This is a genomic window from Salinivibrio sp. MA351, assembly GCF_001996065.1.
Lineage (GTDB): Bacteria > Pseudomonadota > Gammaproteobacteria > Enterobacterales > Vibrionaceae > Salinivibrio > Salinivibrio costicola.
Map to the genome: position 1 here is coordinate 200,073 of NZ_MUFG01000001.1, position 13,377 is coordinate 213,449.

Sequence of the window (13,377 nt, forward strand, 5' to 3'; positions counted from 1 at the left end):
CTTCGGCGATTAAGATAGGGGCAACGTTGTCACGGTTGAAATATGTTCATGGTTAAACTTACCCAGAAGCGTCAAAGTGTAACACGACTTATTACCCCTGTAGCCTTAGCATTGGCTTTAGCGGCTTGTAGTGCGCCGTCCACCACGCCAACTGCGCGTGATGTCATCAGTCAACCGGCAACGGAAAATTCGACATTTTATTTGTTGCAGGCAGAAACCAGCCAAGGTGAAAAGCAGAATGACTGGTTTTTACTGGCGATAAAAGCGCTGATTAACGAGCAACAATTGAACCAAGCGGATGTGCTGCTGCAGCGCTTGGCTGAGCGCAATCTTAATACGGACCAGCGTATTGAATGGACACTCGCGCGTGGGCGCTTTTTGGCACAAACCGGCAAGCTAACCCAAGCCGATCAAGCGTTGGCCTTATCCCCTGATTGGCAGCTCACCGAGGGGCAATATGTCCGCTTTTATCAGCAAAAAGCCAAAATTGCGCGTCAGCAAGGCAATGCCCTGGACGCGGTCAACAATCAGCACCGGTTAGCCAGCTATATTGAATCCGACCAAGCTCAGCAAGCATGGAACACGCTGTGGCAAGATTTACAATCGCTCAACCAGCGCGAGATCAAACAGCTTCAATCCAGTGATGATGACATCCTTGCCGGTTGGGTCACCTTGTTGGACATCGCGCGCCGCTACACCCGCGATCTGGCCGAGATGCAAAGCCAATTAGATGCCTACTTGGCGTCGCACCCTACGCACCCCGCGAACCAGTATTTACCCGATAATTTGGCCGATATCCAAGCACTGACCATCACACAACCCACTAATGTAGGGGTCATGCTACCACTGACGGATAAATTTGCTGATCAAGGGGATGCCATTCGTGATGGCTTTATTGAAGCCATGCTTGATGCGAAAACAGATCAACGCCCTCGTGTGCGCTTTTACGATACCAACGCCATGGATGTCGATGCGCTCACGCAACGTATCCGTGATGACGGCATCGACTTCGTGGTGGGGCCACTGCAGAAACATAAAGTCGCCGCAGTCAGTGACGCGCTCGCCGGCCAAGTGCCTTTATTGGCGCTTAACCAGCCCACTGATGATAATTATACGCAAGGTGTGTGCTACTTCACCTTGTCACCCGAGCAAGAAGCCGCGCAAGCCGCCGACCGTTTTCACCAGCAGGGGTATCAGTTCCCCTTAGCGCTCTACCCTAACTCCGCCTTTGGTCAACGGATCCGTGATGCATTTTCCGCCCGCTGGCAGTCACTCACCGGTACAGACGTTGAGCAAGCGCCTCTCGGCGATCGTGATAAAATGCAAGCACGCATTCGTGATATCTTTGGCTTAGACGCCAGTCAGCGCCGCATTTCACAACTAAAAAAACTCACCGACTTACCCTTACAATCGCAAGCCCGCAGCCGTCGCGATATCGACGCCGTTTATATGGTGGCCGGTGCCGCTGAGCTGACCTTATTAAAACCCTTTATTGAAGTCACGATTAATCCCGATGTCTTACCGCCGAAACTCTATGCAAGCTCGCGCAGCAATAACCGCGCCGATGGCATGGGCCAATTAGCCGAGCTTGAAGGCATCGAATTCAGTGATATTCCTTTATTAGTGCACGCCCAAAGCGATGCGTATAAAAGCTATCAACAGCGTCATCCATCGCCAAGTAACAACATCACGCGCTTACATGCCTTGGGAATGGATGCGTACCAGCTGCTGAAGGGGCTACCACAAATGCAAGCCCAGCCGGGTTATCAGCTAAATGGTCAAACGGGGCAACTCTCACTCGCCGATCAGTGTATTATCCACCGTCAGCTAGACTGGGCGCGATTTGGTCAAACCGCCATTGAGCCTGTTGAGACGGAATCTCGCGGAGAGGCGCAGTGAAACAGCCTCAGTCCAAAGCAACAGGACAGGCTTACGAAGCACACGCTTGCCAATACCTGATGCGCCACGGGCTGAGTCTGCTTGATAAAAACGCACATAGTCGTCGCGGCGAGATTGATCTTGTGATGCGCGATGGCAGTTGCTTGGTGTTTGTCGAGGTGCGTTTCCGGCGCGGGCACGGCTTTGGTGGTGCGGCGGCGAGCATTACCGCCACCAAACAACGTCGTTTAATTCTCGCCGCTGAGCGTTGGATGCAATGCCGCGGCATCAAAAGTATGCAAACCGAATTTCGCTTTGACGCTGTCACCTTTGATGGCAGCGTTGAGGCGGTCAACTGGATTCAAAACATTGTTCAAGGGTAAGTCATGCTAGAGAGCATTAAAGAGAGCTTTACCGAAAGTATTCAAACCCAAATCGCGGCCGCAGAAGCGATTCCCGAGTATCTATCACAATCGGCACAAGTAATGGTGCAAAGCCTACTTAACGGCAACAAAATCTTGTGTTGTGGTAATGGCGGTTCCGCCGCGAATGCCCAGCATTTTGCGTCTTGCCTGTTAAATCGCTTTGAGACTGAGCGTCCCAGCTTACCGGCTTTGGCACTCACTACAGACACCACCACCTTAACCGCAGTGGCCAACGACTACAGCCACGATGAAGTCTTCTCCAAACAAGTACGAGCGCTAGGGCAAGCGGGCGATGTGCTTCTGGCTATATCCACCAGCGGCAACAGTAAAGACATCATCAAAGCGATGGAAGCTGCCGTGACCCGTGATATGACCATTATTGCGTTAACCGGGAAAGACGGCGGCGAAATGGCCGGGTTGCTTGGCCAGCGTGATGTCGAAGTCCGTATCCCCTCGCAACGTACCGCGCGCATTCAAGAAGGACACCTACTCACTGTCCATTGCTTGTGTGACCTGATTGACCAAGTCCTCTTTCCTTCTCACGGAGAATAATTCATGCGCGTTATCATGACCTTGATATTGGCACTGACGCTGCAAGCGTGTTCCGCCATTTATTCCTCCGATCCTCGTACGACCGGAGAAGAGTGGCACGATACCCAAATTGGTCTCAATACCGCCGGGATCGTGAACAAAGCCCCGTTCAAAAATAAGCTTCGCGTTAAAGCGGCATCGTTTCAAGGGCAAGTTCTGTTAGTCGGGCAAAGCACCGACCAGGCCCTCACCCAGCAACTGGTTGAACGGGTCCGAGCCCTGGATAACGTCGATGTTGTCTATAACGAAGTCCGTGAAACGCCAATGGTTGGCTTGGCCGATATCAGTACGGATAGCTGGCTAACGACCCGAGTCAAAGCAGCCTTTATCGCCGATGACCAGTTACGCGCGGTAAATATCAAGGTGGTCACTGAAGCCCGCGAAGTGTTTTTAATGGGCGCCGTCACCCAATCACAAGCGGACCAAGCGGTTGAGATAGCGCGCAATATACGCGGTGTAGAAGGCGTGGTTAAGGCGTTTGAATACCTAGATGCGCCTCAATCTAAAAAAGATTAACGTTAAAAGACGTATTCTTTTGCGTGGGCCGGCATGATTGCTGGCCCTCTTATTTTCCGTCTTCATTCTTTTCTCGTCCGTTTCCACCGCATAGCACCTGCATTAGCTTTCTGATTGCCTCTCTATTTTCTTATTAAAAACAAACACGTCACATAGTCTATCCATTTAGCAACATAGGCAGATGATAATCGTAACAATACGCATTTTTAATGTGATTTTATTGGTTATTTTGATCTCGCCTTGATATAGTTCCGCCCCCCACAATCAAATGAGAACTATTTGCATAGGAGTATGACATGCATTTACGTTTAAGACCGCTCACCCTTGCTCTTATCGCCGCGGGAACGCTCAGTCTGCCCGCTCATGCTCAAGACCCAAAGCCGGTCGAGACAGTGACTGTCACCGCTGACAGCCTACAAGGCAAAATAGCGGTTAATGCCGAAGCGCTTGAAGCACGTCAGGCACAAGATCTAGAAGACATGTTCCGCGATACCGCCAGCATTAACGTCGGCGGCGGGATTGGCACCGGACAAAAGGTCTATCTGCGCGGTGTTGAAGATACCAACCTCAACATTACCGTTGATGGTGCAGCTCAAGGTGGCTACCTGTTCCATCACCAAGGGCGTTTAAATATTGAGCCTGAATTGCTCAAACGTGTTGGCGTAGAGTCCGGACCTGCTAGCGCTGATAGTGGCCCTGGCGCATTAGGAGGTAGCGTCCGCTTTGAAACCAAAGATGCGCAAGACATGCTTCGCGCAGGGCAAGATATCGGTGCCCGTTTTTCCGCCGGCCACGAAAGCGCGGCAAATGCGACCTCGGGCAGTTCCGCTGTGTATGGTCGCCTTGGCGAATCACTGGGCATTCTTGCCTACATGAAAGGTCGCAATAGTGACGACTATCGTCACGGTGGTGGTGATTTACAACCTGCTACTGCCAGCCAACAGCGAAGCTACTTGGTCAAGCTTTCGCTTCTTGAGCACGGTGATCATGATGTTCGTGTTAGCGCCGAACGTCGGACGGATGAGGGCGATTACTTTATCCGTGCGCACATGCCTGAATTCAGCCGTCAGTCACAGAGCTATCAAGAAACCGAGCGCGAAACCTTCTCTTTCCAACATCGCTGGGCGCCGGATTCTAACTGGATTGAACTGACCACCAAGCTCTATCAAAACACCCTCGACCTTGATCGCATTGAGAGCCAGACATTCAGCCGTTCACGCAATATTGGCGGTGATATTCGTAATCGTATGCGTTTCAATACCGGTGCTTTGCAGCATGACCTCACCGCTGGCATCGATATGTTCGAGCAAAAAACCGACAATATCGATTATGAAGAAGCGAATGGTCCTAACAGCCAAGACAAAGCCAGAAACATTGGTGTTTTCTTGCAAGATCGAATGACAATCAGCGACCTTGGCATTGCTTGGGGTGCCCGTTTTGATGATTACCACACCGATTATGGCCAAGCAGGTGAGATCGATGGCAGTGAAGTATCACCGAACCTACAACTGAGCTATCAAGCCACTGACAACCTGCGTCTCCATGCCGGTTACGGTGAAGCCGTACGCGGTGCCAAAACACGTGAAGTGTTGCTGACTGGCGGTGCCGTTGCAGTAGATAAAGACTTAAAACCCGAGCACGCTAAACAAGCTGAAATCGGGGTTGAATGGCAAGGTTATGGGATGCTAGCCGAGCAAGATACGCTCAACCTTGCCTTGACAGGATTCAATACCCAAATAGAAAACTACCAAGCGTATGATCGCCACAGTGACCCGAATTACCTTTACAACCTAGAGGGTGATGTAACGAGCCAAGGCGTCGAAGCCAGTGTTAACTGGATGCTCAAGCAACTCGATACCCGTTTGAGCTATAGCTACGTCGACATGGAAGATGAAAATGGCGATCCTTTAGGCGACGCCATGGCAATTGGCGCGTCAGTCGGTAACACTTGGGTGTGGGATACGCAATATCAGCTAGTCGATACCGATGTGAGCTTAGGATATACCCTTACCGGAGTGGAAAGGCTGACCGATGTGCCAGAAGGTAAACACGAGAAGCCTGGCTATGTAGTGCATGATGTGCGCGCACAGTGGCAACCAGCGGCCTACCAAGGGCTCACGGTTTCATTGGCGGTCAACAACCTGCTCGACAAGGAATACAGCGAGCACAGCTCGTTCACCTTAAACAGCGGCAGTAGCATGCCTGAGCCTGGGCGCGATGTTCGTTTAGGTATGAGCTACAGCTTCTAAACTACACTTAGAGAATGATCAAATAAACTAAGGGCCGATATGTTATCGGCCCTTTTTTAATCTCTTCACGCTCGCGATTGATTTGCCAAAGCACTGATGTCATCACCTTACCTTGTCGCTAAGCGTTTACTTTCAGCGCTACAGCTTGCGTCTCAGTAACAGCAAGGTGATCACCAGAAAAATGACACTTGGGGTGATAGCACCAATGGCCGGAGGGAGATGATACACCAAACTCATCGGCCCAAAGACTTCGTTGGCGATATAAAAGCCAAAGCCAAAAATCACCCCTGATAGCACCCGCGCACCCATGGTGACACTTCGCAAAGGGCCAAAGACAAAACTCAGCGCCAACAGCATCATCACCGCGATCGACAGCGGCTGTACCGCTTTGCGCCACAGAGCCAGCTCATAACGTGACGCATCTTGCTGTGACGCTTTAAGGTACGACACATAACTATACAAACCCGATAGCGGTAGCTCTTCGGGTTTCACCGTCACCACCGCTAATTTGTCAGGCGTCAGTGTGGTATTCCAAACCAATTCATCCTGCTCTACATTGCTCAGCGCGGTTTGATTTTGCATGCGCGTAATGGTCACATCTTTAAGCATCCAACTGTCTTTATTGAGGTAATCAGCACGCTCAGCAAACACCACATTGGTCATGGTTTGCTGGCCATCAAACTTCCAAATGCTCACACCGGTCAGCGTATCTTGCTCATCTGCGCGGGCGATATAAATAAAGTCGTCGCCATCTTTCGCCCAAACCCCACGCCGCACCGACATCACGTTTCCGCCTGATTTGGCAATGGCACGCAGCTCACGAGCGGCTTTTTGTGCATCCGGTGCGCCCCACTGGCCCAGCACCATCACAATCAACATTAACGGTATGGCCGTTTTAAGCACTGATAAGCCAATTTGGAGTTTCGACACCCCAGCGGCCTGCATCACCACCAGCTCTGAGCTTGAGGCCAGCATTCCCAAGCCAATCAATGCCCCCAGCAAAACCGCCATGGGGAAGAACATTTCAATATCGCGCGGCATGCTGAGCAACACATACAAAATCGCTTTGCCCATGGTGTAGGTACCATCACCGACCGAGCGTAACTGCTCGACAAACTTGATGATCGCAGACAATCCCACCAAGGTCGCCAAACACAGTGACGAGGTGCCTATCAGAGTCCGGCCAATATACCAATCAAGAATGCGAAACATCAGGCAGATCCTTTTAAGCTAGCTTTGAGTTTTCTCACCGGTAGCGAATCCCAGCTGGCGAGGATCACGGCCAGTAATAAGGCGGCCACATTGATACTCCACAGGCCAATTTGTGCGGGCAGATCGCCATCTTCTACCGCGGATTTCGCCGCGCTGATCGATAAAAAATAGGCCAGATAAATCATTATCGCGGGGAAGAGTTTGGCAAAGCGTCCCTGACGCGGGTTCACCGCCGATAACGGCACCACAATCATGGTCATCAAGGGGATACACAATACCAAGGAAATACGCCACTGCAGTTCGGCGCGCGCCTTCAAACTTGATTCACCAACCAACTGCAAGGTTGGCATCGCATCCCAGTCACGACTTTTTTCACGCACTTCGCGCTGACCAATCAATACCTGATAGTTTTTATAGGTCGTTACACCATAGTTAAGCTGAGTCGGTACGCCCTCGGTACGGGTTCCCTCTAACAAATCCAAGACTTGTCGACCGTCAGGCAGCTCAGACACATAGCCTTTATCGGCCACCACCACATTCGGCAGTAAAGAGCCTTGGGGGACGGGCTGAGCGACAAATACCTGTTTGAGCGTTTTACCATCATCTTCGATATTATCGACGAAAATCACCGCCTCACCCGATGGCGCACTTTGAAACTGCCCTTGCACCAACAATTCTAAACCGGATTTGGCCTCTAATTGCTCCATCACCTCGAGCTCTTGGTTATTGGCCCATGGCGTTAGCCAAAGCGAGTTAAACGCCGCCACGGATCCGGTGATAATCGCGAGATACAGCGCAGCGCGGATCAGAAACTCATTGCCAATCCCAGTGGCGTTCATGACCGTGATCTCACTCTCAGCATAGAGCCGCCCGAATGTAATCAAAATGCCGATATACAAGCTCAAAGGTAACATCAGCATTGCCATCGACGGCATATATAAACCGACTAAGGTAATGATCTGATTCCCCGGGATCGATCCTTCCGTGGCACTGGCGAGCACACGGATAAATTTTTGGCTGAAAAAGACCAGAAACAACACAAATAAAACGGCAACTTGTGTTTTAACTGTCTCCCGGATCAAATATCGAACAATTATCAAAGCGAAGGCACCTATGGAAAACTTGTTTTTTTACTCGAATAACTATAGTTTCTGGGTTAATTAGTTGTTTTCTAATCTTTCGGCCATTTGTTGACCGCCGGCTGATCTGGACGCATCAACGCGCGTTCAACAACATATAGTGGCGGCATTATCCAACATTTGGTCTCAATTGTCTTTAGGATCTAGGAGTACAAATGGAGTTCAGTGTAAAGAGCGGTAGCCCCGAAAAGCAACGCAGTGCCTGTATTGTCGTTGGCGTGTTTGAGCCTCGCCGCCTGTCCCCCGTGGCCGAGCAACTCGACAAAATCAGCGACGGCTACATCAGCGCCCTGCTGCGCCGCGGTGATCTTGAAGGTAAACCCGGCCAAGTGCTCCTGCTACACCATGTTCCGAACGTGTTATCTGAGCGCGTATTACTGGTGGGTTGTGGTAAAGAGCGCGAGCTCGGCGAGCGCCAATACAAAGAAATCATCAAAAAAACCATCAACACCCTCAATGAAACCGGCTCGATGGAAGCGGTCTGCTTTTTAACCGAGCTACATGTTAAAGGCCGTGATACATACTGGAAGGTACGTCAAGCGGTTGAAAGCACCAAAGACAGTCTGTACACCTTTAACCAGTTTAAAAGTGTTAAGCCAGAAATTCGTCGCCCATTACGCAAAATGGTGTTCAACGTCCCAACGCGTCGTGAATTAAACCTGGGTGAGCGTGCCATCGCGCATGGCTTAGCGATCGCTTCTGGTGTGAATGCCTGTAAAGATTTGGGTAATATGCCACCGAACGTGGCGAACCCTGCCTATCTTGCCTCGCAAGCGCGCCGTTTAGCCGATGACTATGATGCGGTCACCACCCGTATTATCGGTGAAGAAGAAATGGACAAGCTGGGCATGCATTCCTATCTTGCGGTTGGCCGTGGCTCAAAAAATGAATCGATGATGTCGATCATGGAGTACAAGGGCAGCCCTGATCCAGAGGCAAAACCGATTGTGCTCGTCGGCAAAGGCCTCACCTTTGACTCGGGCGGTATTTCCATTAAGCCCGGTGCCGGTATGGATGAGATGAAGTACGACATGGGCGGTGCCGCATCGGTATTTGGGGTGATGCGTGCCTTGGCCGAGCTCAACCTACCTATCAATGTCGTGGGTGTGCTCGCCGGTTGTGAAAACATGCCAGACGGCCAAGCGTACCGTCCAGGTGACATCCTGACGACCATGTCAGGGCAAACGGTCGAGGTGCTCAATACCGACGCCGAAGGTCGCTTAGTACTTTGTGATGCCCTCACCTATGTAGAGCGTTATGAGCCAGAGTGTGTGATTGATGTGGCAACCCTCACCGGCGCGTGCATTATGGCACTGAGCCATCACATCAGCGCCCTGATTGCTAACCAGAACCCCTTGGCGCACGATATTATTAGTGCCTCAGAGCAAGCGGGTGATCGCGCATGGCGCTTGCCAATGACGGATGAGTTCCAAGAGCAACTCGATAGCCCCTTTGCCGATATGGCCAATATTGGTGGTAAAGGCGGTGGCACCATCACCGCGGGCTGCTTCTTGTCTCGGTTTGCCAAAAAGTACAACTGGGCACACTTAGACATCGCTGGGACTGCTTGGAAAAGCGGCGGCAAAGAAAAAGGTTCCACCGGCCGTCCCGTTCCTCTGCTGGTGCAATTTTTACTCAACCGCTCCGGGCTTGAATTGGAAGAGTAACCACGAACAGGAGGCCCACCGGCCTCCTTTTTTGTTGAAACTTTATCCGGCACTGGTGTCTGCACGCACAATCGGCTATGTTGATGGCTCCGCGCTACCCGGACACCCCGCTTTTGGGACGGAGGCCGTTTCTCACATTTAGGAGCGTATATGCCCACCGCCACCTTTTATCTTTTGTCGCCGCCCGAGCCGGCAGACGACAGCAACAGCCTGGGGCTGACACCTGAGCAGCAAGCGCGTGAACAACAAATACTGATAGACACGGCCATTGATTTGGCTTTTTACTACTATCAACAAGGGCAACGCATTTATCTGGCTGCACAGGACCAAGCCCAAGCGCATCAATTGGATGACGCTTTATGGCAACGTGACCCAGATACCTTCGTGCCCCATAATCTGGTCGGTGAAGGGCCGCGAGGCGGCGCACCGGTGGAAATAGGCTGGCCAGGTGTGCGCCATACAGGTCATCGCAGTGTGTTAATCAATTTGGCGACAGAGGCATCAAATTTTGCGCCTTCGTTTGCACAAGTGGTAGACTTCGTCCCTTGCGATGAGACGCTTAAACAGCACGCGCGTCACCGATATAAAGCATACCGACTGGCAGGCCTGCAACTTCATACCTTGGCCATCGACCAATCGCCCAACCCTTGACGATCTTTCAAGAGCGCTATGGAAAAGACATATAATCCACAATCAATTGAAAAAGCGCTGTATCAGCGCTGGGAAGAGGCGGGCTATTTCCGACCTCATGGTAATACCAGCAAAGATGCCTTTAGCATCATGATCCCACCTCCGAATGTAACCGGTAGCCTGCATATGGGCCACGCGTTTCAGGATACCATCATGGATACCCTGACCCGTGCCGCGCGCATGAAAGGTAAAAATACCCTTTGGCAAGTGGGGACCGACCACGCCGGTATTGCCACGCAGATGGTGGTGGAACGTAAGATCGCAGCCGAAGAAAACAAAACCAAGCACGACTACGGCCGTGACGCGTTTATTGACAAAATTTGGCAATGGAAAGGCGAATCCGGTGGTACCATTACCCAACAGCTGCGCCGCTTGGGAGCTTCTGTCGACTGGGATCGCGAACGTTTCACCATGGACGAAGGATTCTCCAATGCGGTAAAAGAAGTGTTTGTGCGCCTGCACAAAGAAGACTTGATTTATCGCGGCAAACGCTTGGTGAACTGGGATCCGAAACTGCACACGGCGATTTCGGACTTGGAAGTGGAAAACAAAGACAAGAAAGGCCACATGTGGCATTTCCGTTATCCACTGGCTGATGGTGCCAAAACCGCAGACGGTAAAGACTACATTGTCGTTGCCACCACCCGTCCAGAAACCATGCTGGGCGATACCGGTGTTGCGGTAAACCCAGACGATCCGCGCTACAAAGATCTGATTGGTCAGCACGTGTTACTGCCAGTGGTGAATCGTCGTATCCCGATCGTGGGCGACGAACACGCCGACATGGAAAAAGGCACCGGGTGTGTAAAAATCACTCCCGCGCACGACTTTAATGACTACGAAGTCGGCCAGCGCCACCAGCTGCCAATGATCAACATTTTGACCCTGAACGCGGATATCCGCGAGCACGCAGAAGTGTTTGATCACAAAGGCCAGCCAAGCACCGCCTACGCGAGCGACATTCCAGCCGCCTACCAAGGTTTGGAACGTTTTGCGGCGCGTAAAGCGATCGTCGCCGAGTTTGACACGCTCGGCTTGCTGGGTGAAATCAAAGATCACGATCTGACCGTCCCTTATGGCGACCGCGGTGGCGTGGTCATTGAGCCGATGCTGACCGACCAATGGTACGTGCGCACCGCGCCGCTCGCCGAGCCGGCAGTCAAAGCGGTAGAAGATGGCGACATTCAGTTTGTGCCCAAGCAATACGAAAACATGTACTTTGCCTGGATGCGCGATGTACAAGACTGGTGTATTTCGCGTCAGCTTTGGTGGGGTCACCGCATTCCTGCCTGGTATGACGACCAAGGCAACGTCTATGTGGGCCGCGATGAAGACGAAGTCCGTCGTGACAACCAGATTGGCGACGACGTCGCGCTGCGCCAAGACGAAGACGTGCTCGATACCTGGTTCTCATCGGCGCTTTGGACATTCGGCACCCTCGGCTGGCCAGAAAATACCGATGCACTGAAAACCTTCCATCCTACCGATGTATTGGTGTCAGGCTTCGATATTATCTTCTTCTGGGTGGCGCGCATGATCATGATGACCATGCACTTCATCAAAGATGAAAACGGCAAGCCACAAGTCCCGTTCAAAACCATCTACATGACCGGCCTGATTCGCGATGAAAGTGGCGCCAAGATGTCGAAGTCGAAAGGCAACGTGCTTGACCCACTCGACATGATTGACGGCATTGGTATTGATGATCTGGTTGCCAAGCGCACCGGTAACATGATGCAGCCTAAGCTGGCTGAAAAAATCGAGAAGGCGACCCGCAAAACCTTCGAAAACGGCATCGACGCCCACGGCACCGATGCCTTGCGCTTTACCTTGGCGGCACTGGCCTCTACCGGCCGTGACATCAACTGGGACATGAAGCGTCTGGAAGGTTACCGCAACTTCTGTAACAAACTTTGGAACGCCAGCCGTTACGTGCTGATGAACACCGAAGCGCAAGATTGCGGCATGAACGGCGGCGAGATGACCTTCTCAAATGCCGATCAGTGGATCGAGTCTCAGTTCCAACAAGCGGCCAAAGACTTTAACACCCACCTCGACAACTACCGTCTCGATATGGCGGCGGGCGTCTTGTATGAGTTTATCTGGCATCAATTCTGCGATTGGTACTTGGAGCTGACCAAGCCGGTGCTGTGGAAAGGTGACGACGCACAACAGCGTGCCACCCGTTATACCTTGATCACCGTGCTGGAAAAAACCTTGCGTCTGGCGCACCCTGTGATCCCTTACATCACCGAAGCGATCTGGCAGAGCGTTAAACCGCTGGTAAACGGCGTGGAAGGCGACACCATTATGCAGCAGCCTCTGCCGCAATTTGATCAAAGCCACGTGAACACCCAAGCGTCAGAAGACATTGAGTGGGTGAAGCAGTTTATCGTCAGCATCCGTAACCTACGTGCTGAGTACGATATTGCGCCAAGCCAACCGCTTGACGTAATGCTAAAAGCCGCCGATTCACGTGATGCTGATCGTGCGAGCAGCAACAGCACCACCTTAAACGCACTGGCCAAACTGGGCAGTTTCAAGGTACTGGACGGCAGCGAAACGCTACCGGCCTGTGCGTCTGCCTTGGTTGGCAGCGCTGAGATCTTGATCCCAATGGCGGGCTTGATTGATAAAGATGCCGAACTGGCGCGTCTGGACAAAGAGATCGCCAAAATCGAAGGTGAGATCAAGCGTGTTGAAGGTAAGCTTGGCAATGAAGGCTTTGTCGCTAAAGCGCCCGAAGCCGTGGTAGCGAAAGAGCGTGAAAAGCTCGATGGCTATCGTGACACCTTAACCAAGCTCGGTGAGCAAAAGGTCACCATCGCTGCGTTATAGTTCATCGGTCTTACCGATACCCTGTGATAAGCCACGCCAATCGGCGTGGCTTTTTTTATGCCCAACACCAGCACACAATTGGCTTGGTCACTTTCTCAACGGTTGTTGTACCAGCACTGATCGCCTTTGATAGCCCTTCTCTATCTAAAAGATAGTGAGAACCGTTTTTATT

Annotated in this window: 10 protein-coding genes; 8 read left to right on the forward strand and 2 right to left on the reverse strand. The window is 51.8% G+C overall.

From position 1 onward, the window contains the following. Positions 1-48: 48 nt before the first annotated feature. From BZG78_RS00920 to BZG78_RS00940, 5 genes are all read left to right on the forward strand, one after another. Positions 49-1,899 carry a penicillin-binding protein activator gene (locus tag BZG78_RS00920; protein WP_158011774.1) on the forward strand — a complete coding sequence of 617 codons (1,851 nt, stop codon included), beginning with the start codon at positions 49-51 and terminating at the stop codon, positions 1,897-1,899. Next, a complete protein-coding gene (locus BZG78_RS00925) occupies positions 1,896-2,261 on the forward strand; it encodes a YraN family protein (protein WP_077660128.1) in 366 nt (121 codons plus the stop codon). The genes BZG78_RS00920 and BZG78_RS00925 overlap by 4 nt, the downstream gene beginning before the upstream one ends. Positions 2,262-2,264: 3 nt before the next feature. Next, positions 2,265-2,855: a phosphoheptose isomerase gene (locus BZG78_RS00930; RefSeq protein WP_021022633.1), complete on the forward strand. Its 591-nt coding sequence runs from the start codon at positions 2,265-2,267 to the stop codon at positions 2,853-2,855. Positions 2,856-2,858: 3 nt separating this feature from the next. Beyond that, positions 2,859-3,410 carry a BON domain-containing protein gene (locus tag BZG78_RS00935; RefSeq protein ID WP_077660129.1) on the forward strand — a complete coding sequence of 184 codons (552 nt, stop codon included), beginning with the start codon at positions 2,859-2,861 and terminating at the stop codon, positions 3,408-3,410. Positions 3,411-3,706: 296 nt separating this feature from the next. After that, positions 3,707-5,659 carry a TonB-dependent receptor gene (locus BZG78_RS00940; RefSeq protein WP_077660130.1) on the forward strand — a complete coding sequence of 651 codons (1,953 nt, stop codon included), beginning with the start codon at positions 3,707-3,709 and terminating at the stop codon, positions 5,657-5,659. 138 nt (positions 5,660-5,797) lie between these two features. Here BZG78_RS00940 and lptG read toward each other — a convergent pair whose 3' ends face one another. Next, the gene (gene lptG, locus BZG78_RS00945) at positions 5,798-6,871 is read right to left on the reverse strand and encodes an LPS export ABC transporter permease LptG (RefSeq protein WP_077660131.1); all 1,074 of its coding nucleotides are present in this window, start codon (positions 6,869-6,871) and stop codon (positions 5,798-5,800) included. Beyond that, complete coding sequence (gene lptF / locus BZG78_RS00950; RefSeq protein WP_021022636.1) at positions 6,871-7,971, reverse strand: LPS export ABC transporter permease LptF; 1,101 nt, start codon at positions 7,969-7,971, stop codon at positions 6,871-6,873. The genes lptG and lptF overlap by 1 nt, the downstream gene beginning before the upstream one ends. A 194-nt stretch (positions 7,972-8,165) precedes the next feature. On the opposite strand from lptF, the gene pepA reads away from it, so the two are divergent. From pepA to BZG78_RS00965, 3 genes are all read left to right on the forward strand, one after another. Beyond that, the gene (pepA, locus tag BZG78_RS00955; protein ID WP_021022637.1) at positions 8,166-9,677 is read left to right on the forward strand and encodes a leucyl aminopeptidase; all 1,512 of its coding nucleotides are present in this window, start codon (positions 8,166-8,168) and stop codon (positions 9,675-9,677) included. Positions 9,678-9,827: 150 nt separating this feature from the next. Next, positions 9,828-10,328 carry a DNA polymerase III subunit chi gene (locus BZG78_RS00960; RefSeq protein WP_021022638.1) on the forward strand — a complete coding sequence of 167 codons (501 nt, stop codon included), beginning with the start codon at positions 9,828-9,830 and terminating at the stop codon, positions 10,326-10,328. An 18-nt stretch (positions 10,329-10,346) separates the two neighbouring features. Next, entirely contained in the window at positions 10,347-13,205 is a 2,859-nt protein-coding gene (locus BZG78_RS00965) for a valine--tRNA ligase (RefSeq protein WP_077660132.1), read from the forward strand. Positions 13,206-13,377 lie beyond the last annotated feature (172 nt).